We start from the raw sequence: 17,608 nt of genomic DNA, 5'->3' as shown, positions 1-17,608 counted from the left end.
TCAGCCCGCGCGGTGGAGCGCCGTCGGCCGGGAGGGCAGGTCGCGCAGGCGCGGTTCGCGCTGCTCGATCTCGTCGCGCAGGGTGCCGCGCAGCGTGGACGGGCTCGGCGCGCCGTGGCCAGCGGCGACCAGCGCGGCCTTCATCTCGCCCGTGGTGGGCCGGTATCCGTCGTCGTACAGGTTGCGGATGACGTCGCAGCGCGGGTCGGTGTACGCCGGTCGCTTCGGTCGCTGCTCGTCGGCGGGGGGCTCGATGGCCGGGGGTTCCTCGGCGGCCGGGACGGCGGGGGCCTGCTCGGGCATCGGCGGGACCACGTGCTCGATGACCGCCGGGGCCGGGACGGCGCGGGTGCCGAACCATAGGTGCAGCTGCCGCATCAGCGCGCCGAACGCCAGCAGCGCGGCGACGGGCGGAACCGCGGCCACCGTGTACTCCAGCGCCTTGGCGTGGGCGCCGACGCCGGCCACGTTCAGGGTGATCGAGCCGAGCGCTCCGACCGCGGTGAGTGCGATGGCCCACGGGTCGACGGTGCGCAGGTAGGAGGCGCGGAGGATGAGCAGCTCGCCGGCGAGGTAGAAGAGGTCCAGCACGGCGGGCCAGGCCCAGGCGCGGGCGGGGTCGACGCCGAGGCCGTTTCCGGCGGCGACGTCGTGGAGGTGGTGGTAGGAGAGCCAGAAGGCGATGCCGGTGATGGCGGTGATGATGATGGCGGCGCCGACGGCGAGGCCGAGCCCGCTCGTAGCGGCGGGGCGTGGGGGTGTGGTTGGCTTCTGCTCAGCCATGGAGGTCACTCTCCGGTGGTCAGAGCCTCGGCTGGTGTGCAACCACCGCCGGGGCTCGTTTAGTTGTGGGGCGTCGTCGGGCGTCGTCGGCCCGTCGTGACGCGGTGTCCAGTACTAGACACCGTGGACTGTACTAGACACCGTGGGCCGCGTGCAGACCTACGCTCCGGCCGGGAGGTGCGGATCATGGCTGACGAGGTGGACGAGCGGGCGCGCGCGGAGGCTGACCGTGTGCTGGAGGCGGTGCGCGACGCGCTGCGGCTGCTGGAGGGCATCGAGGACACGGCGGTGCGGGCGGTGGCTGCGGGTCTGGTGCTGCGCGAGTGGGCCGGGGAGAAGGGCCTGCCGAAGGCCATCCGTCAGCAGGCGGTGGCCGTGATGCACGAGCAGTACGGCATGGACTTCCCGGAGATCGCGGTGGTGATCGGCACGGATCGGTCGCGGGCGTGGAAGGTGTGGAAGGGGATGTGACGACGCCCCGTCACCGGCCGTCGACGGACGGGGTGACGGGGCGTCTGGCCTGCGTCGTCAGTGCGGCTTGCTCGGGTACTTCAGCCAGGCGTACGCCTCGGCAAGGTCCTTCAGCCCGGCCGCAGCGGCCGGGCTGTCCGGGACCTCAGCGAGCTTCGCTGCCTGCTTCATGATCGCCTCAGCGATCGCCTGGGCCATCTCCGTGCTCGTGACCGGCTGCTCGTCTGCCATGGTGCTCCTTGGTCTGGTGGTGCTGATCTGGACGTGTGGGGCGTACCGGTGGTTCCCGGTCAGCCTTCCCCGCACACGTGGTCGTCGGGGTCGAAGGCCGTCCCGGTCTCGTCGTGCAGGACCAGGCCGTCGTCTTCGTCGTACCAGCCGTCGCCGCTCGCGCCGCATCCGCCGCACTCCCACCGGCCTGCGAGGCTGATCCCGGTGTAGCCTCCGCTACTGGTCATGGTCAGGCCTCCGTGGTGGGCCGGTAGAAGAGCAGGCCCGAGCTGGTGACGTGTGCCGCCGTGATCTCGGCGGTACCTCGGGGGACGTAGACCTCGGCGAGGTAGTGGGCGCCGGGAGGGGTGGACGGCACGGGGCCCCCGGGCGTGCCGGTCAGGCAGGTGATCGAGTCGCCTTCCAGGAACACGATGTCCCGGCGGTCCTGGCCGTGGTCGCTGGGTGCGATGGCGAGGCACTGGCCGCCGCAGTGCACGGCCATGCGGGGCGGGGTGCACGGGGTGACGCGCAGCGGCTCGGGCTGCTCCGTGGTGGGCTGCTCGGTGATGGCGAGGACTACGGCGGTCGCCATCTCCTTGCGGCCGAGGTCGTACTGGGTGATCCCGGCGGAGGTGGGGTGGGCGATGCCGGCCACGAGGGCGCGCACCCGCTCGATGGCGGCCTCGGCCGCGGCGGCGCGGCCCCGCTGCTCCTCGGCCGCCGAGTCGGCGGTGTCCTCGCGGTTGATCGCGTCGTCGGCCCGCTTGTTCTCGGCGATGACCAGGTCCCGCAGCCGCTCGGCCTCGGCCTCTGCCGCGTCGGCGCGGCAGCGCAGGTGGTCGCGGGCGTTCTCGGATCGAGTCAGCTCGGCGGCCAGCCGGTCGCGGTCGCGCTCCATCTCCTCGCCCTTCGCCTTCCACGTGGCCCGGCCGTTGACCAGCTGCTCGACGCGGCGGCGGAAGGTGGCGGCTTCGCCCTCGGTGAGGACGCCTCGGGCGGCGCGGTCGACGAGGACGTGCAGCAGGTTGGGGGCGGGGTCTGCGTCGTCGGCCGGGGGCTCGGCTGCTGGTGCGGTGTCGAGCCAGGGTGTGGGGTCGTCGGATTCGAAGCGGGCGCAGGGCCGGTCGCCGCATGGGCCGTTGTAGGTCGGGGGGCAGGTGCGGGTGTCCATGACGCGGCAGGCGGCCTCAGGCTCGTCGGCGGCCGGGGTCTGCCCGGTCCACGTGGCGTAGGCCTCGGCCGGGACGAGGTGGGCCTGCTTCACCACGCCGTCGATGACTGGGTACACGGCGACGGTGTCGGACCAGTGGTAGCCGTGCTCGTCGATGTGGTCGCCGTGGTGGTGCGCGGCACGGATGCAGTGGCGGTGGTCGCCGGGGAAGCCGTGGTGCTGCGCGCTGCACGTCGTCGCGGGCGTCGTCTCGGCGTCGTCGGTGGTCACGACGTGCTGGACGACGGGCGTCGTCAGGGCGTCGGCGATGCGTCGGGCCTGCGTCGTCAGGGCGTCGAGGGCACGGACGACGGCCTTCGCGTCGGAGGTGGGCTGGGTCATCGCTGCGCCCCGTCCTTGCGCTTCCCGCACATGCCGCAGATCTGATAGCCGAGCGGCTCGTCCATCTCACCGCGGGCCACGACCGAGTTGCACACGTGGTCGGGGGCGGTGCGGCTGTCGAGGTCGGCGATCCACGCGGCGCACACGGCGGCGACCTGCACCAGCTCGGTGCGCAGCTTGGCCGGGTCCGACTCGGCGAAGGCCTCGGCGACCTCCTCGCGCAGGATGTGCAGCCAGTCGAGGTAGCCGCCCTCGGCCGCTCCCTGACACGCCATGCGCGCAGCGTCCGCGTCGAGGGTCTCCGGGTACTGGCCGGTGCCGTCGGGGTGGTGCTGCTCGCCCCACTTCTTCAGCTGGCGCTGCCGTTCGGCGTCGATCTCCTCGGCGATGGCGCGCATGCCGGGCGTGGTGAAGAGCGTCGGGTAGCTCACGTGGTCTGGTCCTTCCGGGTGCAGGTGGCAGGGTCGTGGTCGGCGCCGGCCGTCGCCCACCACAGTTCGCAGCAGCCGCGGCCGAGGACGGCTCCCCCGTCGTCGGGCATGGGCGCGGGGTCGGGGATGGGGACGAGCGCCTCCTCGGCCCGCTGGTCGGCGGCCAGGAGCAGGGCGTTCAACCACCGCACGGGCGGCAGCACGGCGAGGAGCGCGCAGGCGTGGAGGCCGAGCGCGTAGCCGGGGCTGTCGTGCTGCCAGCTGGTCTGCGCGCAGTAGGCGAGGAACGCGGCCGCCACCGTGTAGGCGGCGGCCAGCGCTCCGGTGAGGCGGGTCACCGGGGGACTCGGATGATGCCGAGGGGGGTGCCGGCCTTCAGCTCACGCTGGAGGTGGCGGGCGCGGAGGCGGGTGTGGTGGTCGGTGCGGGCGAGGCGGCCGCGGGTGGCGTGCGGGAGTGCGCGCCAGCAGGCGGTGCAGACGAGGAGCTTGGGGTCTCGTCGGCCGTGGCAGCCGGGGCAGTCGAGGTCGCGGTCTCGCATGGTCATCTCCCGTTGCGTCGGTGGTGGCGGATGGCGGTGGTGAGGGCGGTGAGGCCTGCGGCGAGGAGGCAGAGGGCGCCGACGGTCCAGCAGGCGGCGACGAGCCAGGCGTAGACGCTGAGGTTGGGCATCGGGGTCACCCGGCCAGGGCGAGGGCGTGTACGGCCGTCTCCGGGCACAGGAGCGCCTCAGCCGACCGACGGCCCCGAAGATCCGTCACAGGCCGCTCAGCGCCCGCACGCCGCCGCTCCCGGTGGGCCGCAGACTTACGCGCCTGCGCCCCCTTGCACCCCGGACACGCCTCCTCCCCCAACCGGCGATGCATCCAGTAGCCGCGCACCGTCCCCCCGACCGCGTGCGCCTCCGCCAACCGCCGGCGCCGGTCGGCCTCCACGAACTCGTCGTGCGCGGCCTGGCACATCGAGTCCACGGCCGTCCCCCGCCGGATGTGGACCCGGTAGCCACGCTCGGTGCCGCAGCCCGTCGCCCGCGCCTCGAAATCCACGCCGCCCCAGACGCCGTGCTGCTCGTCGGCGGCCAGGGCGTGACGCATGCAGGCCAGCAGCAGGGGACAGCCGTGGCACTGGCGGGCGGCGTACTGCCGGTCGGTGGGGCTGCTGCTGAAGAACGGGTCGGGGTCGAGGCGGCAGGGGAGGCCGGGGGTTCGGGTCATGAGGTCGTGGAGGCTGGTCATCGGGCGCTCCCGGAGGGTTGGTCGTGGGGCAGTTGGCTGGGCTGGTCAGGCGCTGGTGGTCTGGGGCTGTGTGGCGCGCCAGGCGTCGAGGACGCGCTTGGGCACTTGGCCGACGCGGGGGCAGTCGACGTCGTTCGCGGCGGCCCATGTGCGGACTTCGCGGGGGTCGTAGTCCCGCTGCGCCGGCTTCTTCTTCGCCTTCGCCGGGGTCAGCTCGGCCTCGCGCGCTCGGAGTTCGGCGAGGCGCTGCTCCAGCTGCTCGGCTTCGGTGGTGATGGCGGTCAGCTCTTGGTCGGCGGCGTGGCGTCGGCGGAGGCCGGTGAGGGCGAGGCGGGCGCGGGCGGCCTGGTCGCGGACGTCGGCGTCGGGGTGTTCGTCGCCCCACCGGAGGAGCTGGCCGACGGGGACGGTGGGCGGTTCGGCGGTGGTGGCCGCGGGGATGGACGTGAGCTGGGGTACGGGCTGTGCCATGGGTCGGGGTCCTTCGTGGTGGTCGGTGAGGTGGAGGCGGTCGCGGCGGGCGGCTTCGGGTCCGCCTTGGGTGTCGATCTCGTCGAGGAGGCGGCGTAGGGCGGTGATGGTCATGCGCTGTGCCTCTCCCGGGCGGTGGTGGTGGTTTCGCAGCGGGCGTGGACGGTGCGGTCGGGGCGTCGGGGGTCGGGGAGGATGCGGTGGCGGCAGACGAGGCAGCGGGGCCAGGTTTCGTAGTCGTCGGGGTCGGACGGCGGCGGCGGTGCCTGCTCGTCGTCGTGGTGGTGTTCGTGGGAATCGATCTGCTCTTCCGAGCCGCCTACTACCTGAGGTTGGAAACCGACCTCAGCCCGTTCTTGGGGAAACCCTGGGTACCCCCCTGGGTTGTTCGGGCCGCGGTGGCCCGAACCGGTCGGGCCGCGGTGGCCCGAACTCATACGGGCCGCGGTGGCCCGAACTTCTTCCGCCGTACCGTCGGTAACATCGGGCCGCGGTGGCCCGATCTGGTTCGGGCCGCGGTGGCCCGAACTTCCCTCGTCGTCCTGCCACGGCGCAGAGCCCTTACCGGGCGTCCTGCCGGTCGACTTCAGGTAGTCCTCGGCGGCCTGCCAGTCCGGGAACGGGTGCGGCACGAGCGCGTACCGGGTCGTCTTGCCGCGCTTGCGCTCCCCGAGGACACGGACGACGCCGGCGCGGGTCGCGGCCTCCAGGTAGCGGCGTGCGTCCTTCTCCCGGCAGCAGGCGGCGGCGGCGATGTCGGTGATGCGGATGGGCTTGCGGTCGCCGCTGAAGGCGATCTCTCCGGAGGCGTTGGCGAAGTTGCGCAGCTGGCACAGGAGCAGGGGCAGGCCGGACCGCCGCAGGTACGGGCTCATCTGGCGTGTCCACTTCCACGACAGGGCGTTCCCGATGGCCATGGGGACGCTGCCGGCGGCGGGGCCCTGCTCATCCGTGCTGCTCAACTGGGTTCTTCTCTCTGGGGGTTGGTCGCCCGGGGCGGGGGTTTGGTGGTCACCCCGCCCCGGGGCCGATCAGGGGGTGGGTCAGCGGACGTACTCGTTGCGGCGCTGCTCCTCGACGCGGGCCTTGTGCGCCTTCAGCTCGGCCTCGCTGGGCTTGCTCGCGGTGAGGTCGCCGAGCTGCGCGTCCGGGTGGATGGGGCCCTTGCCGACCTCGTCGAACGTGCCGTCGATCTGGCGGCCGCGGTACATGGCGCGGCGGGCCTCGATCAGGGCTTTGGCGTCCTCGTCGGAGCGGGCGACCTCGCAGCCGGTGACGCGCAGCTTGACGTTCGGGGCCTTGTCCTCGCCCTCGGCGTGGCCGGTGTAGCTCTTCGAGGACAGCTCGACGATGGCGTAGACGACGGTGCCGGGCTTCTCGAAGAGGCCGCGGCGCTGCTCGCGGGTCATCGAGGCTTCGACGGCTGCGGCGGCACTGTCGAGTTTGATCTCGGGGACGTCGGCGGGGCTGAGCTTGGGCATGTGCTGGCCTTTCTGGGTGGGTTGGTGTGGGGGTTGGGGGCCGGGCCCGCCGTGGGGGTGGCGGGCCCGGTGGCGGCCGGGAGTGGGGGCTCCGTGGGGCGGCCGCCGGGGAGGTGGTCAGCTGGCCGGGGCGAGGGGGAAGGCATGCATGGACCGGCCGCCGGGGAGCGTCACGGTCCAGGGCCCGGCGAACAGGCCGTAGGCGGCCCAGTCGCAGCCGCGGCCGGTGTACTTGCCCTGGCCCTTGCGGAGGGCGCCGAGGGTGCGGCCGATGCACTCCTGGCCGACGACGTCGGAGGGGACGACGTCCGCACCGGTGCGGTGCTGGCGCGGGTTGTCGGCGAGGGCGGCGCGGAAGTCCTCGCCCGTGGCGATGTCGTTGCAGGAGGGGCACTGGAAGGCCCACTTGATCGGGTCCTTGCCGAACCGCTCGGTGGCCTCGGCGATCAGCTCGGCCTGGGTGAGGGTGCGGGACTTGGTGGCGGTGGTCATCGTGGTCCGTTCTGGTGGTAGGCGGCCTGCGCGTCGCGGGCCTGCTGGGTGAGGGCGTCCTCCGCGCAGACCTTGTGCGCGTGGCTGCCGTGGGAGTCGCGGAGCTGGGTCGGCTGCTCGCAGTACCGGCACGGCCGGGGGCCGTCGTAGTCCCAGTGGGACGAGTCGCGCCAGTCGAGGAGCTGGCCCGGGACGTACGCGGGCTCGGCCGGCGGGGCACGGCGCCGCTTGCGGCCGGTCACGCCGCTTCCTCCGTCGACCCGGTCAGCCGGTACCGGCGGTCAGCCGCCGTGTTCGCGGCCCGGCAGACGTCGCAGCTCTCGCCCGCCGCGAGGTGCCGCCGGTACATCCGGCGCTCCCCGCAGACTGGCTCCTCCCGCTCCTTCACGGGTGGCGGCGTCGCAGAGTCGCGGCGCTTCCAGCCGTTGTCCTTCCAGCCGCGGACGGTGTGGGCCGTGGACCTGATGAGATACGCGATGGCCGAGGGGGTCATGCCGCGGCCGTCGAGGAAGCGGGCGGCGAAGATCTTTTCGGCGGTGGTGAGGCGCACGGGGTCGCCGTTGATGACGGCCTCAATGGCGATGAAGTCGAGGTCGGCTTCCGCGTCGAACGTGTCGGTGGTGGACACGTAGATCCGCTCCCGGGCGAACGACCCAGGGAAGTTGCCCATCATGAGGTCACCGCCCGGTAGCCGAGGGGGTCCTCGTCGGGGGCCAGGCCGCGGACGACGAGCACCAGCTGCCCGCGCTTCACGACCCGGCCGAGCCGCATGTCCGGTCCGAGGACGCGGGTGTGGTCGTCGTCGTCGAACAGGCCCGCGTCCACGAGGCCGTCCACGGCGGCCTTGAAGGAGGGGTAGTAGTTCGCGGGGTCGCGGCGCCCGCGGTCGGGCGGGCAGTACACGCCGAGGATGTGAGCCCGGGGGAAGAGGGCGTCCGGCTTGGCGGCGGCGAGCGCCTCCATCAGCGCGGGGCACTCGCTCACGGCCTTCATAGCTTCGGCGCGCAGTTCCTTGGTGATCTCGTGCCGGACTCGGTAGTGAGGCCGCTGGTTGGCGTTCAGGATCTTCAGCCCGGCGGGGAGGGTGATGACGTAGGGGGCCGGGGCCCCGGCCGCCGTGACGGCGGCCGGAACCTCGGGCTCGAACAGGGTGCTCACTGGCCACCGTCCTGCGGCGGGGTGCTGGTGAGCGGCCCGTGCATGGTCAGGTGGCGGCAGGTCAGGCACACCCGGCCGCCCATCCGCAGGAAGGCGTGCACCGTGTCCCGCTGCTCAGCCGGGCAGTACGCGGTGTCCTTCACGAGGGCCTCGACGGGGCGCAGGCCGCGGACGTACCGGGCGCCGACGCGGCTGCTGCGGCGGCGGCCCTTGCCGGGGAGCAGCGCAGCGCAGATCGAGGACAGGGCGCTCACTCGCCACCCCCGAAGATCTCACGCGCGGTGTCGACGCCCTGCCAGTTGTCGAGCCCGGCGGCCTCCAGCGCGGACAGCCACGCGTCCCGCTCCTCCAGCTCGGCGACCCGCTTCCGCAGCTTCTCGGCCTCGCCGTCGGCGCCGCCCGCCGTGATGGCCGGCGGCAGGCTGGCACCGAGGCGGTTCTCCCGCCACGCCTGCGCGATGGCGGTCTTGCCCGCGTCCGGCACGGTCAGCCGCGTATACGCGGCGCGGCCCTGCATCGCCACGCCCGGCACCTCGTGGATGACGCCGGTCTCGGGGTCGGCCCACTCGGCGACCCCGGCCGCCGTGATCTCGGTGAGGATCTTCTTCTGGAATCCGGGCGTGACCTCGGTGACGAACCGGCGGGTGATCTCCCCGCTGTAGTTCTGCATCACCCAGTCGGTGAAGGCCTTGGCGTCGGTGACGGCGGCGGCGGCCTTCGGCTGGACCAGGCTGACGGTGCCGACGTCCTCGCCCTCGTCGAGGCTGACGGCGATCTTCTGCGTGCCGGTCTCGTCCTTGGCCTTCCGCAGTCCGGCCTCCAGCTCCTTCTTCGCGCCCTTCAGCTGGTCGCCGATGGCGTCGTGGAGGGTGGAGAGGACCGCCACGGTGCGGGCGGTGTCCTTCAGGCTCATGTACTACTCCTTGGGGTGGGCCGCCCCGATTGCCGCGGGGCGGCCCGAGTTGTGCGCTGGTCAGGCGGCGGAGCCGGTGAGGATCGCGGTCATCTCGCGGAGCTGGTGCGCGGGGGCGAGGTCGATGGGCAGGCCGTAGCTGCGCTCGAACTCCTCGGCGAGGTTGTCGAGTCCGACGCGGGCGGCGGCAGCGCGCAGCTCGCGCTCGGCGGCGGCGGCCTCGGCGTCCTGGTCGGTGGTCGTGGCGCCGGTCTCGACGACCTCGGCGTCCACCACCCCGTCGTCGCCCGTCGTGGGCGTGGGCTCGGCGAGCTGCTGGCCTCGCGCGATCAGGTACGCCCCCAGCTCCAGCAGCTCCCGGTCCGGCGTCTTCACCGCCTCGGTGAGCAGACCCTCGTCCCGCGCCTGCCGGTACAGGTCCTTCACAGCGCCCCGGTTCGAGGTCTGCGCGGCCACGTCGGCGATGTCCTGGGCGGGCTGCGACCGGCCGTGCACCGCGGGGGTCCCCGCCTGCTCGGCGTCCGGGCCGGGCGTCGCCCACGGGTCGCCCTCACCCGGCTGCACCTTCCGCAGGTGCCGCTCACCGGCCGCCGGGTTGTCTGCCTGCGCCATCTCCTCGGCGGTGTACACCCCGGCGAGGTCGTGCGGGAACGCCATGCGGAGAGCCAGCGCCTCGGCGCACTTCGCCGTCATGGTCGCGGGCATCTTGCCCCACAACCCTGACGTCTCCCCGCCCTTCTTCGTCTGGACGTACTCCGAGTACCGAGCGACCGCCGAGAACCGCATCCCGTTTCGGATCACGGTCACCTTCGCGGCGGCCGGCGGCTCGTCGGACAGCCACACGTCCTGCCAACGACCGTCCTTCGCGCACCACAGGGTGTCCTCGTAGCCCAGCGCGTGACCGGCCTCAGCCGCCGCGCGGTGGGCGATGACCCGGTACCCGTCGATGCTGGTCTGCGGCGTGTACACCTTCCGCTGCTGCCGGTTGTCCCACCGGCCGATGAGGTAGATCTGCCGGGAGAACGGGTCCAGGCGGGTGCGCTGGCACAGGTGGAGGAACGCTGACAGCTCGGCGGGGGCCACCTGGTTGTCGATGCCGGACTGCTGGAGTACGGCCGCCTGGTCGGGGGTCCACGACGTCTGGTCGGGGCGGATGGCGAGGGCGCCACCGGTCTGGGCGAGTTCGGCGCTCACGGGCGCACGTCCTTCCTGGTGTCGAGCGTGTAGTAACGGGCGTTCGGCTGGTCGTGGAGGCGGAGCACGCCCTGGTGGGCGCGGCGCGACAGGAACGCGCGGGCGTCCTCGCGGTACAGGCGGCGGCCGTAGCGGACGGCGTACAGCTGCTGCACGCGGGCGGTGTTCCACTGACCGCCCCAGGTGCGAATGGCGGTGTCGAGTACGCGGTCCCAGTCCGGGGGCCACCCGGGGGCGGGGCCGGCGGCCGGGGCGGCGGGCGCCCCGGCCTGCACGACGGTGGTCACAGGTCGTCGTCTCCGTTCAGCGGCACACCCGCGACGGCGTCCCACGCGTTGAAGTCGACGCGCGCCATACCGCCGTTCTCGGTGCAGCCCATGGCGGTGGCGGCGGCGCTGGCCAGCGTGGCGTGCACCTGGGCGGCGGCGATGATCGCGGCCACGTCGGTGCCCTCCTGGTGTCCGTCGCGGACCTCGCGGAGCAGCTGCTCGGCGCGGGTGTAGTGCTCGGGGCCGGTCATCAGCGGCCGTCCTCTCCGGTGGTCGTGATGTCGGTCCACGGCGCGTCCCACTCAGCAGCCGAGTAGGCGTGGGTGGTCCAGCTGCCGTCGCTGATGCGGATCCAGCCGATGGCCTGCTGCTCGCCGGTGGCGGGGTGGGCGGTCACGGCGGCGCAGTGGAAGCGCCAGACCGCGTAGGCGTAGAGGTGGCCCGGCTGGAAGGCCTTGGGAGCGGCGGTCGGGCTGCCCGCCCCGGCCTCGGCGTACGCGTCCTGCTCGTCGCGCTGGTACTCGGCGAGCACGCGCCGTACGTCGGCCAGGTCGCCGTGTTCGGCAACGGCGTGCAGCGTGGCCACGAGGCCGTGCAGCATGTCGAGTTCGCCGGGGAAGGCTTCGCGGTCGCTCATGACGTCCGCCGGTTCTGCTGCGCGGGCAGCGGGTTGGCGGCGAGGTGGCGGCGGGTCGCGGCGTGCGAGGGGTGCCGGATCACACGCGCACCCCACGGACGGCCCGTGTCCTCGTACGCGACCTGGTCCGCAACGTCCATGTCCTCGGGCTCGACGTCCTCGGGCTGGTTGCTCATCGCGGCACCTCCACCGGGACGACCAGCAGCAGCAGCGCGAGCACGGTCAGCGCGGCCCGGCGGGCGACCGCGCCGAAGTCCACCGGGACGAACGCGAAGATCAGGCAGGCGCAGGACGCCCACATCGCGGTGCCGAGGCAGAACGCGGCGGCCAGCTCGGTCAGGGAGACGTGGTGCGGGTTCACTCGTCGGCCTCCTCGTCGTACGAGGCGGCGACCTCAACCGGCGTGATCACGTAGCCGGTCCTGGACGTATAGCCACGGCCATCGAAGTTGTTCGGCTTGACGTGCTCGTACAGCTCGGCCTCGCCGTCCTGGGGCTGGTCGACGGTGTCCTCGTCCTCGCGCCACCAGAGCGACACCTTGCAGTCGGCGTCGGTGTACTCGCGGCGGACGACCGTCTCGCAGTGCTTCCGGGCCTCGGCCGCCGTGGTGTACAGGCCCATGACGATCGAGTCGTGCGACGCCCGGAACACCGTCAGCGGAGAAGCGTCCCGCTCGCGGATCGCGACGGTGACGTCGGACAACGCCTCGTTCGTCTCGTGCCGCTCCGCAAGCAGCGCAGCCACGCGGGCCCGCAACTCACGTCGGCCACGCTGCGCCGAGGCGAGCGCCAGCCGCAGCCGCGCCGTGTCCTGCTCCTCCTCCCACAGGGACAGGCTCACGCCGGCCAACTCGTCCAGCGCCTGCTCCAGCGGCGAGCGCACCGACCCCACCGGCACCGGCAGCGCGTACGCCGACCCGGCAATGCCGTGCTCCGCCAGCTCGGCCAGCGTCGCCATCAGGTACTCCGGGCACGAGCACGCCCCGGCCACCGCGTACAGGCCCCGCCCGTCCGCCGTCACCGCGCGCCGCTGCCAGACCGCGCCGTCCTTCGTGTTCACGACCAGCGGGTCGTGCGTCGTCGGCGCGCTCATGCCGCCACCTCGCACCGGTCCGCCGCAGCCTCCAGCACCGCCACCGCCGACTCCGTGGTCCGCGACTCCTCGTCGCCCCACGCGTCCACGTGCGCCTCCAGGTCGAAGATCCCGCCGTACGCCGGGCCCTCCCCGTCGACCTCCAGGCGCAGCGCCAGCGTGGCGATCGCCTGGTCCGCGAGCAGCGACGTCAGGTGCGGGTCACCGGTCGTCGCGCACTTCAGCGCCGCCACGATCGACATAGGCCGCAGGAAGTGCGGGACGCACATCTCCCGGTCGAAGGCGTCCGGGACGTAGTCGCCGCCCTGGTACAGGCCGTTCGCCGAGAGGATCCGGGCCGCAACCCGGTACGTCTGCGGAAGGTTCGTCGGCCGCGCCAGCGGCGACAGATGCAGCGAGACCACCCTGCTGCGGGTCTGAGATGATGTGCCCATCGGGGCCTCTTCTTTCTCTGGTTGGTGGGGGCGCCGGTCGTGGGGTCGCCGAGCCGGACAAGCGGGCGGCCCTTCGGCGCGTTCAGGGGTGGATCAGGCGGAGCGCTGCGCCGGCACCAGCTCGGCGGCGGCCTTCTTCGCGCGGCGCGCCTTCGCCGAGGCGAGCGCCATTCGCTGCGCGTGAGCCCGCTTCAGGTGCTCGGCCGCTCGGGCGATCTGCTCGTCCGTCGCACCCGGGTGCAGCTCGCGGGCCTGCTTCTCAAACCGGCCGGCGGCCGCGGCTCGCGCTTTCGCCGTCCTGCTCGCCGGGTCGAGCGTGTTCGCCCAGCTGGTGTGCGCGGCGAGACGGGCCCGGAGCGAGCGCTCCTGCGGGTTCATATCCGTCGGCACTGGAGGCCTCCTTACGTGTGAGCGGGTCACTGTCCATGTTCATGGACATGGACACGGGGTGGAAAAGAGCGCGTGGGGGGAGGCTGTATGCCTGCGCTACTCGTCGCGCCTCGGCGCGGCTGACGGTTGGCCGAGTCTCGTGGACGAGGGCGTCCACCTTGCTCTTGCTCAGTCCGACAGCTTCGGCCAGTTCGCGGGTGCTTCCCGGTTCGTCTGCCGAGTGGTCGTCCATGAGACGTCTCAGCAGGTCACCGGAGTGCAGTCGGTAGCGGTAGTCCACGGTTCTCCGTTCGCGTCCACTTTTCTGGACACGAGAAGCATGGCACTTAGTACAGAGCTTGTCCAGCTTTCTGGACAACGGAGTGTCCACGTCTTCAGCAAGGAGTCGGCCAAAGAAGGGGGGACCGGTGGCGTCCGCTGTCCACCGCCGTGGACAATAGGTGTCCACACGCTGAGGGTTGCCTAACAGCATTCAGCCTGGGACGTTTCGTTGAGACCACAGCGACAACGTGGACAGTTGGTAAGGGAGAGGGCGAATGCCGGATCATGAGGACGCGCTCACGCGCCTGGTGCAGGAGCACGTAGGCCGGGGACGCCGCCTGACGTTCCGAGCGTTCGAGGAGCAGGCCGTCGACCCGCTCACCGGCCGGCGCATCAGCAAGTCCACCGCGGAGAACGTCGCCCGCGGCCACCAGATCAAGGTCACGCCCGAGGTTCTGCGCGCCATCGCGGCCGGCATCGGCGTCGACCTCGGCCGGGTCCGTGTGGCTGCTATCCGCCAGTACATCGGAATCGAGGTGACCGACCCGTTCGACACGGACCCGGGCGCCGACGACGCCGTGGTGCGTGTGGCGCACGAAGTCGGTGCATCATCCGAGGAGTTGGCCGCTGCAAGGGTGGTTCTGGACAACCCTGAGGGTGAGCCTGACGCGCAGTAACCGCGCCTGGCCTGCCGCTTTCCATGCAACAGATGGTTTAACTTCAGCCAATCAGGTGACTGTCTGATTGCAAGTGCGGCGCGTACAGTGATCGAACCTCGTGCAGGTCGAACGCGCGTGCGAATGCTGCTGCCCTCGCACGCCCGGGAATGGGGGTCGAGTGGAAGTACCGCAGGTGCACGTCTATGCCGCAGATCTCGGGGGCCGAGCCTCTGCCGCGCTCAGGGACAGCCGGACCGAATTTCGGCTGGCGATCGACTTCAGCCGACCGCCCGAGGAGATCACCGCGAGTCTCACCGAACTGTTCCAGGAGAGCGTGGACGAACGGCGCTGGACGCGGCGGCAGGGTCCCGACGACGACGGCGAGGCGGGGCACTAGCCCCGCCCCACGCATCACTTCAGGCGATCGCCAGGGCTGAGGTCCCGGTGTTGCTGCCGCGCCCGCTCCTCGCCTGCGGACGCGCCGTACCGCGACAGCATCTGCCGGGACCGCCACCCCATGATCCGCATCAGCGCATCCTCGTTGCCGCCGTTCACTTTCCACAGGTGCGCGAACGTGTGCCGGAACTGGTGCGGGTGGATGTGCGGGATGCCAGCCTCCTTGCACCGACGCTCGATCATCGTCCCCACGCCCCAGATCGTCAGCGGGGCCTTCGACTTCACGCCGAACCACAGCGCGTCGCCCGGCTCGACCGGCCGGCCGAGATGCTTGCCCAGCGCCCGCAGGTAGCGGTCCATCGCCACCGCCGTCGACCGGCCGAACGGCAACGGCCGCGCGCGGCCGCCCTTGCCCTGCACGTGCAGGACCATCAGGTCCAGGTCCAGCGCGACCTGCATGCGCTCCGTGACTTCGGCCAAACGGCCCCCCGTGTCGAGGAACATCATCAGCAGCGCGGTATCCCGCCGCTGCTGGAAGCTGGTGCCCTTGCAGGTGGCCAGCAGCCGCTTCAGCGCGTCCTCGGGGATGACGGGCACCTCCACCTCGGGCAGCGCGGGCGCCTTCATCGTGCGCATGGGGGACCGGTCCATCTCCTCCTCGTCGACCAGCCAGTTGAAGAACGTCTTCAGCGAGCGGAAGTGCTGGTGCGCATTCCCCGCGCTGGTGCGCTCCCGCAGCCGGGTGAGGTGTACCTCCAGATGCTCGCGGTGGACGCCGTGCTCGCCCTCCAGCTCAGTCGGAGCCGGCCGGCCGTCGTCCTCCGGTTCGTAGGCGAGGAGGAACGCGCGGAGGTCGTTCGCGGCGCGGGCGTAGATCCGTTGGGTGTTGGCCGAGAGGTTGCGGGCTCGCAGGGAGCGGGCCCAGGACGAGGCCAGCGGGCCGATGTCGTACGGGGTGCGGTCGCTCATGCCCCGACGGTAGTCAGGTGAAGGCGCTTGGTCCATATGCACTGTGCGATCAGGACATGAAAAAGCCCCCGACCTATTCTTGCTGGTCAGAGGTTGTTTGCGCCCCCGGCAGGACTCGAACCTGCGGCCAAGCGCTTAGAAGGCGCCTGCTCTATCCACTGAGCTACGGGGGCCGGGTGTGGTGGCCTCGTACGTGCTGCCCTGGTGTGGGCGGATCCGTCACGCTGCCGGGGACAAGGATAGGGCTCCCGGTTCCTTGTCCCGGTTGCTTCCCCTCCGTGGCTCAATGTGGAGGTTCGGTGAAGCGGTCCTGATAATCGCAGGCAGGTGCGAATCGTGCATCGCTTTTGGCGTCCGGCGCCACGGGTGTTGTGCACTCGTTATGCCTGCGCTGTGCCTCTGTCCCAGTCGTACCTTCCGTCCCTTGTGTCCTATCGGCGCGCAGACATGCCTATATGCTTCATAAATCCCCTAAAATTGGGCATTCTTCGCATGTGGTGACCTTGGACGTACGGCCTCAGCTGCTCGACGCACTTTCCGCCCTGCGCGACCGTGTCGCCGCCGCACGCTTCCCGCTTCCGCTGGCGGGGGCCCCACGCGCGCGTGCGAACCGGGACGAGTTGCTCGCCCAACTGGACGACTATCTGGTGCCCCGGCTCAGGCAGCCCGACGCGCCGCTGCTGGTCGTCGTGGGCGGCTCCACCGGCGCGGGCAAGTCGACGCTCGTCAACTCGCTGGTGGGCCGAAGAGTGAGCGAGGCGGGCGTGCTGCGGCCGACGACACGCACTCCGGTGCTCGTATGCCATCCGGAGGACCATCACTGGTTCAGCGGCATGCGGGTGCTGCCCCGTCTCACGCGCGTGTGGGCGCCCCGTCAGGAGTCCTCGGACGACCTGTTGCCGACCGGCGACGACGGCGGACACGTGCTGCGGATCGAGACCGCCGACAGCCTCCCACCGGGCCTCGCCCTCCTCGACGCACCCGACATCGACTCCCTGGTCGCGGAGAACCGCGTCCTCGCCGCCGAACTGATCTGCGCCGCCGACATCTGGGTGATGGTCACGACCGCCGCGCGGTACGCCGACGCCGTGCCCTGGCACCTCCTGCGCACCGCGAAGGAGTACGACGTCACCCTCGTGACCGTCCTCGACCGGGTGCCCCACCAGGTCGTCGGCGAGGTGTCCCGGCAGTACGGCGCGCTCCTCACCAAGGCCGGGCTGGGCGACGTGCCGCGCTTCACGGTGCCCGAACTGCCCGAGTCCGCCTGGGGCGGAGGCCTCCTCCCGGCCACCGCCGTGGCCCCGCTGCGGACTTGGCTCGTCCATCACGTCCAGGACCCGTACGCGCGCAGTCACGCCCTGGCGCGCACGGCCAAGGGCGTCCTGGACTCGCTCAAGGCCCGGATGCCCGAACTGGCCGGCGCCGCCGCCTCGCAGTACGCGGCGGCCCTGCGCCTGACCTCCGCCGTCGACGGGGCGTACGACACGGAGTACACGCGCGTGCGGGGTCGATTGCAGAGCGGTGCCGTGCTCGCCGGAGACGCGCTCAAGCGCTGGCGGGCCTTCCCGCTGGACTGCACCGCCGGTGAACTCCTCGACGCCCTCGTGGAGAGCCTCGGCGCGCTCCTGCTCTGCGCCGTCACCGCGGCCGACGAGCGCGTCGACGAGGCCTGGCGCCGCGAACCGGCCTCGGACGCACGGGAGCTGACGGACCGGGACGCCTCGCCGGACAGTGCCGAGCACCGAATCGGTCTGGCCGTACGGCGGTGGCGGCGCGAGGTCGAGGAGTACGCCGAGGAGGAGGTGCGCGGTCTCGATCGCGGGGTCGCGCCCGATCCCGAGTCGGTCGCCGCCCTCGTCGCCACCGCCCTGCTGGGCGGCCGCCGGGCGCGTTCGGCCGGCGAGGGGCTCGCCGAACGGATCGGCGCGCACGGGGCGCTGCGGCTGCGCGACCGCGGCGGACGGCTGCTCGCCGAGTACCTCGACCGTGTGATGCACGCCGAACGCGAGCGTCGACTGGCCCCCCTGGACGGACTCGAGGTCCGTCCCGAACCGCAGGCAGAACTCATCGCCGCGCTGTCCGTACTTCAGAAGGAGAGGTGACCGGT

Annotated in this window: 32 protein-coding genes and 1 tRNA gene; 4 read left to right on the top strand and 29 right to left on the bottom strand. The window is 72.0% G+C overall.

Annotation, left to right across the window (positions count from 1 at the left end; genetic code table 11):
• Positions 1 to 783: a DUF2637 domain-containing protein gene (locus Saso_RS13375; protein WP_189917922.1), complete on the bottom strand. Its 783-nt coding sequence runs from the start codon at positions 781 to 783 to the stop codon at positions 1 to 3.
• Between the two features lie 186 nt (positions 784 to 969).
• On the opposite strand from Saso_RS13375, the gene Saso_RS13370 reads away from it, so the two are divergent.
• Entirely contained in the window at positions 970 to 1,254 is a 285-nt protein-coding gene (locus Saso_RS13370; protein ID WP_189917920.1) for a hypothetical protein, read from the top strand.
• Between the two features lie 57 nt (positions 1,255 to 1,311).
• Here the strand turns inward: Saso_RS13370 and Saso_RS13365 are convergent, their stop codons facing one another.
• The 26 genes from Saso_RS13365 to Saso_RS13245 form a co-directional block, all read right to left on the bottom strand.
• Positions 1,312 to 1,485, bottom strand: coding sequence for a hypothetical protein (locus Saso_RS13365; RefSeq protein WP_189917918.1), 174 nt, complete (start codon positions 1,483 to 1,485; stop codon positions 1,312 to 1,314).
• Between the two features lie 59 nt (positions 1,486 to 1,544).
• A complete protein-coding gene (locus Saso_RS13360) occupies positions 1,545 to 1,712 on the bottom strand; it encodes a hypothetical protein (protein ID WP_189917916.1) in 168 nt (55 codons plus the stop codon).
• Between the two features lie 2 nt (positions 1,713 to 1,714).
• A complete protein-coding gene (locus Saso_RS13355; RefSeq protein ID WP_189917914.1) occupies positions 1,715 to 3,019 on the bottom strand; it encodes a hypothetical protein in 1,305 nt (434 codons plus the stop codon).
• The gene (locus Saso_RS13350; protein ID WP_203833529.1) at positions 3,016 to 3,450 is read right to left on the bottom strand and encodes a hypothetical protein; all 435 of its coding nucleotides are present in this window, start codon (positions 3,448 to 3,450) and stop codon (positions 3,016 to 3,018) included. The genes Saso_RS13355 and Saso_RS13350 overlap by 4 nt, the downstream gene beginning before the upstream one ends.
• Positions 3,447 to 3,788 (bottom strand): hypothetical protein, encoded by a 342-nt coding sequence (locus Saso_RS13345; protein ID WP_189917912.1) that lies wholly within the window; start codon positions 3,786 to 3,788, stop codon positions 3,447 to 3,449. Before Saso_RS13345 ends, Saso_RS13350 begins: the two co-directional genes overlap by 4 nt.
• Positions 3,785 to 3,991, bottom strand: a complete 207-nt coding sequence (locus Saso_RS13340) for a hypothetical protein (RefSeq protein ID WP_189917911.1) — start codon at positions 3,989 to 3,991, stop codon at positions 3,785 to 3,787. The genes Saso_RS13345 and Saso_RS13340 overlap by 4 nt, the downstream gene beginning before the upstream one ends.
• Before the next feature lie 2 nt (positions 3,992 to 3,993).
• Positions 3,994 to 4,122: a hypothetical protein gene (locus Saso_RS38755; protein ID WP_268253190.1), complete on the bottom strand. Its 129-nt coding sequence runs from the start codon at positions 4,120 to 4,122 to the stop codon at positions 3,994 to 3,996.
• Positions 4,123 to 4,127: 5 nt separating this feature from the next.
• Positions 4,128 to 4,685 carry a WhiB family transcriptional regulator gene (locus Saso_RS13335; protein ID WP_189917909.1) on the bottom strand — a complete coding sequence of 186 codons (558 nt, stop codon included), beginning with the start codon at positions 4,683 to 4,685 and terminating at the stop codon, positions 4,128 to 4,130.
• A 45-nt stretch (positions 4,686 to 4,730) separates the two neighbouring features.
• Positions 4,731 to 5,270: an Lsr2 family protein gene (locus Saso_RS13330; RefSeq protein WP_189917907.1), complete on the bottom strand. Its 540-nt coding sequence runs from the start codon at positions 5,268 to 5,270 to the stop codon at positions 4,731 to 4,733.
• The gene (locus tag Saso_RS13325) at positions 5,267 to 6,118 is read right to left on the bottom strand and encodes a hypothetical protein (protein ID WP_189917905.1); all 852 of its coding nucleotides are present in this window, start codon (positions 6,116 to 6,118) and stop codon (positions 5,267 to 5,269) included. Before Saso_RS13325 ends, Saso_RS13330 begins: the two co-directional genes overlap by 4 nt.
• 81 nt (positions 6,119 to 6,199) lie before the next feature.
• Positions 6,200 to 6,637, bottom strand: coding sequence for a hypothetical protein (locus Saso_RS13320; RefSeq protein ID WP_189917903.1), 438 nt, complete (start codon positions 6,635 to 6,637; stop codon positions 6,200 to 6,202).
• A gap of 117 nt (positions 6,638 to 6,754) precedes the next feature.
• The gene (locus Saso_RS13315) at positions 6,755 to 7,129 is read right to left on the bottom strand and encodes a VVA0879 family protein (RefSeq protein ID WP_189917901.1); all 375 of its coding nucleotides are present in this window, start codon (positions 7,127 to 7,129) and stop codon (positions 6,755 to 6,757) included.
• Positions 7,126 to 7,371 (bottom strand): hypothetical protein, encoded by a 246-nt coding sequence (locus Saso_RS13310; RefSeq protein ID WP_189917899.1) that lies wholly within the window; start codon positions 7,369 to 7,371, stop codon positions 7,126 to 7,128. The genes Saso_RS13315 and Saso_RS13310 overlap by 4 nt, the downstream gene beginning before the upstream one ends.
• Complete coding sequence (locus tag Saso_RS13305; protein WP_189917897.1) at positions 7,368 to 7,802, bottom strand: hypothetical protein; 435 nt, start codon at positions 7,800 to 7,802, stop codon at positions 7,368 to 7,370. Before Saso_RS13305 ends, Saso_RS13310 begins: the two co-directional genes overlap by 4 nt.
• Positions 7,799 to 8,287, bottom strand: a complete 489-nt coding sequence (locus Saso_RS13300; RefSeq protein WP_189917895.1) for a RusA family crossover junction endodeoxyribonuclease — start codon at positions 8,285 to 8,287, stop codon at positions 7,799 to 7,801. The genes Saso_RS13305 and Saso_RS13300 overlap by 4 nt, the downstream gene beginning before the upstream one ends.
• Positions 8,284 to 8,541: a hypothetical protein gene (locus Saso_RS13295; RefSeq protein WP_189917893.1), complete on the bottom strand. Its 258-nt coding sequence runs from the start codon at positions 8,539 to 8,541 to the stop codon at positions 8,284 to 8,286. The genes Saso_RS13300 and Saso_RS13295 overlap by 4 nt, the downstream gene beginning before the upstream one ends.
• The gene (locus Saso_RS13290) at positions 8,538 to 9,200 is read right to left on the bottom strand and encodes a hypothetical protein (protein ID WP_189917891.1); all 663 of its coding nucleotides are present in this window, start codon (positions 9,198 to 9,200) and stop codon (positions 8,538 to 8,540) included. Before Saso_RS13290 ends, Saso_RS13295 begins: the two co-directional genes overlap by 4 nt.
• A gap of 60 nt (positions 9,201 to 9,260) precedes the next feature.
• Positions 9,261 to 10,394 (bottom strand): phage recombination protein Bet, encoded by a 1,134-nt coding sequence (gene bet, locus Saso_RS13285; protein ID WP_189917889.1) that lies wholly within the window; start codon positions 10,392 to 10,394, stop codon positions 9,261 to 9,263.
• Positions 10,391 to 10,681 carry a hypothetical protein gene (locus Saso_RS13280; protein WP_189917888.1) on the bottom strand — a complete coding sequence of 97 codons (291 nt, stop codon included), beginning with the start codon at positions 10,679 to 10,681 and terminating at the stop codon, positions 10,391 to 10,393. The genes bet and Saso_RS13280 overlap by 4 nt, the downstream gene beginning before the upstream one ends.
• Positions 10,678 to 10,914, bottom strand: a complete 237-nt coding sequence (locus Saso_RS13275) for a hypothetical protein (protein WP_189917886.1) — start codon at positions 10,912 to 10,914, stop codon at positions 10,678 to 10,680. The genes Saso_RS13280 and Saso_RS13275 overlap by 4 nt, the downstream gene beginning before the upstream one ends.
• Positions 10,914 to 11,300, bottom strand: a complete 387-nt coding sequence (locus tag Saso_RS13270) for a hypothetical protein (protein WP_189917884.1) — start codon at positions 11,298 to 11,300, stop codon at positions 10,914 to 10,916. The genes Saso_RS13275 and Saso_RS13270 overlap by 1 nt, the downstream gene beginning before the upstream one ends.
• Entirely contained in the window at positions 11,297 to 11,476 is a 180-nt protein-coding gene (locus tag Saso_RS13265; protein WP_189917882.1) for a hypothetical protein, read from the bottom strand. The genes Saso_RS13270 and Saso_RS13265 overlap by 4 nt, the downstream gene beginning before the upstream one ends.
• A complete protein-coding gene (locus Saso_RS13260; protein ID WP_189917880.1) occupies positions 11,473 to 11,661 on the bottom strand; it encodes a hypothetical protein in 189 nt (62 codons plus the stop codon). The genes Saso_RS13265 and Saso_RS13260 overlap by 4 nt, the downstream gene beginning before the upstream one ends.
• Positions 11,658 to 12,392: a hypothetical protein gene (locus Saso_RS13255; protein ID WP_189917878.1), complete on the bottom strand. Its 735-nt coding sequence runs from the start codon at positions 12,390 to 12,392 to the stop codon at positions 11,658 to 11,660. The genes Saso_RS13260 and Saso_RS13255 overlap by 4 nt, the downstream gene beginning before the upstream one ends.
• Positions 12,389 to 12,826, bottom strand: a complete 438-nt coding sequence (locus tag Saso_RS13250) for a DUF6197 family protein (RefSeq protein ID WP_189917876.1) — start codon at positions 12,824 to 12,826, stop codon at positions 12,389 to 12,391. The genes Saso_RS13255 and Saso_RS13250 overlap by 4 nt, the downstream gene beginning before the upstream one ends.
• Before the next feature lie 93 nt (positions 12,827 to 12,919).
• On the bottom strand, positions 12,920 to 13,216 hold the full coding sequence (locus tag Saso_RS13245) for a hypothetical protein (protein ID WP_229901017.1): 297 nt from the start codon (positions 13,214 to 13,216) through the stop codon (positions 12,920 to 12,922).
• 536 nt (positions 13,217 to 13,752) lie between these two features.
• Between Saso_RS13245 and Saso_RS13240 the strand changes: the two genes are divergently transcribed.
• The gene (locus Saso_RS13240) at positions 13,753 to 14,154 is read left to right on the top strand and encodes a hypothetical protein (RefSeq protein ID WP_189917874.1); all 402 of its coding nucleotides are present in this window, start codon (positions 13,753 to 13,755) and stop codon (positions 14,152 to 14,154) included.
• Between the two features lie 160 nt (positions 14,155 to 14,314).
• Complete coding sequence (locus Saso_RS13235; RefSeq protein ID WP_189917872.1) at positions 14,315 to 14,533, top strand: hypothetical protein; 219 nt, start codon at positions 14,315 to 14,317, stop codon at positions 14,531 to 14,533.
• Between the two features lie 14 nt (positions 14,534 to 14,547).
• On the opposite strand, the gene Saso_RS13230 is transcribed toward Saso_RS13235, so the two are convergent.
• Positions 14,548 to 15,501: a tyrosine-type recombinase/integrase gene (locus tag Saso_RS13230; RefSeq protein ID WP_229901015.1), complete on the bottom strand. Its 954-nt coding sequence runs from the start codon at positions 15,499 to 15,501 to the stop codon at positions 14,548 to 14,550.
• A 100-nt stretch (positions 15,502 to 15,601) separates the two neighbouring features.
• A tRNA-Arg gene (locus Saso_RS13225) sits at positions 15,602 to 15,674 on the bottom strand.
• Positions 15,675 to 15,995: 321 nt separating this feature from the next.
• On the opposite strand from Saso_RS13225, the gene Saso_RS13220 reads away from it, so the two are divergent.
• Complete coding sequence (locus Saso_RS13220; RefSeq protein ID WP_189917870.1) at positions 15,996 to 17,603, top strand: dynamin family protein; 1,608 nt, start codon at positions 15,996 to 15,998, stop codon at positions 17,601 to 17,603.
• Positions 17,604 to 17,608 lie beyond the last annotated feature (5 nt).

The organism is Streptomyces asoensis (assembly GCF_016860545.1).
In the GTDB taxonomy this organism is placed as follows: domain Bacteria; phylum Actinomycetota; class Actinomycetes; order Streptomycetales; family Streptomycetaceae; genus Streptomyces; species Streptomyces asoensis.
Note: the sequence above shows the minus strand (reverse complement) of the source record. Positions and strands in the feature narration are given on the sequence as shown.

What these genes read in the sequence shown, in the direction of transcription:
- Saso_RS13275 (WP_189917886.1), bottom strand. Translation starts at nt 10,914, where the DNA reads ATGACCGGCCCCGAGCACTACACCCGCGCCGAGCAGCTGCTCCGCGAG.
- Saso_RS13335 (WP_189917909.1), bottom strand. Translation starts at nt 4,685, where the DNA reads ATGACCAGCCTCCACGACCTCATGACCCGAACCCCCGGCCTCCCCTGC.
- Saso_RS13375 (WP_189917922.1), bottom strand. Translation starts at nt 783, where the DNA reads ATGGCTGAGCAGAAGCCAACCACACCCCCACGCCCCGCCGCTACGAGC.
- Saso_RS13250 (WP_189917876.1), bottom strand. Translation starts at nt 12,826, where the DNA reads ATGGGCACATCATCTCAGACCCGCAGCAGGGTGGTCTCGCTGCATCTG.
- Saso_RS13365 (WP_189917918.1), bottom strand. Translation starts at nt 1,485, where the DNA reads ATGGCAGACGAGCAGCCGGTCACGAGCACGGAGATGGCCCAGGCGATC.
- Saso_RS13305 (WP_189917897.1), bottom strand. Translation starts at nt 7,802, where the DNA reads ATGATGGGCAACTTCCCTGGGTCGTTCGCCCGGGAGCGGATCTACGTG.
- Saso_RS13360 (WP_189917916.1), bottom strand. Translation starts at nt 1,712, where the DNA reads ATGACCAGTAGCGGAGGCTACACCGGGATCAGCCTCGCAGGCCGGTGG.
- Saso_RS13320 (WP_189917903.1), bottom strand. Translation starts at nt 6,637, where the DNA reads ATGCCCAAGCTCAGCCCCGCCGACGTCCCCGAGATCAAACTCGACAGT.
- Saso_RS13340 (WP_189917911.1), bottom strand. Translation starts at nt 3,991, where the DNA reads ATGCGAGACCGCGACCTCGACTGCCCCGGCTGCCACGGCCGACGAGAC.
- Saso_RS13370 (WP_189917920.1), top strand. Translation starts at nt 970, where the DNA reads ATGGCTGACGAGGTGGACGAGCGGGCGCGCGCGGAGGCTGACCGTGTG.
- Saso_RS13270 (WP_189917884.1), bottom strand. Translation starts at nt 11,300, where the DNA reads ATGAGCGACCGCGAAGCCTTCCCCGGCGAACTCGACATGCTGCACGGC.
- Saso_RS13355 (WP_189917914.1), bottom strand. Translation starts at nt 3,019, where the DNA reads ATGACCCAGCCCACCTCCGACGCGAAGGCCGTCGTCCGTGCCCTCGAC.
- Saso_RS38755 (WP_268253190.1), bottom strand. Translation starts at nt 4,122, where the DNA reads ATGCCCAACCTCAGCGTCTACGCCTGGCTCGTCGCCGCCTGCTGGACC.
- Saso_RS13240 (WP_189917874.1), top strand. Translation starts at nt 13,753, where the DNA reads ATGCCGGATCATGAGGACGCGCTCACGCGCCTGGTGCAGGAGCACGTA.
- Saso_RS13230 (WP_229901015.1), bottom strand. Translation starts at nt 15,501, where the DNA reads ATGAGCGACCGCACCCCGTACGACATCGGCCCGCTGGCCTCGTCCTGG.
- Saso_RS13255 (WP_189917878.1), bottom strand. Translation starts at nt 12,392, where the DNA reads ATGAGCGCGCCGACGACGCACGACCCGCTGGTCGTGAACACGAAGGAC.
- Saso_RS13290 (WP_189917891.1), bottom strand. Translation starts at nt 9,200, where the DNA reads ATGAGCCTGAAGGACACCGCCCGCACCGTGGCGGTCCTCTCCACCCTC.
- Saso_RS13315 (WP_189917901.1), bottom strand. Translation starts at nt 7,129, where the DNA reads ATGACCACCGCCACCAAGTCCCGCACCCTCACCCAGGCCGAGCTGATC.
- Saso_RS13265 (WP_189917882.1), bottom strand. Translation starts at nt 11,476, where the DNA reads ATGAGCAACCAGCCCGAGGACGTCGAGCCCGAGGACATGGACGTTGCG.
- Saso_RS13330 (WP_189917907.1), bottom strand. Translation starts at nt 5,270, where the DNA reads ATGACCATCACCGCCCTACGCCGCCTCCTCGACGAGATCGACACCCAA.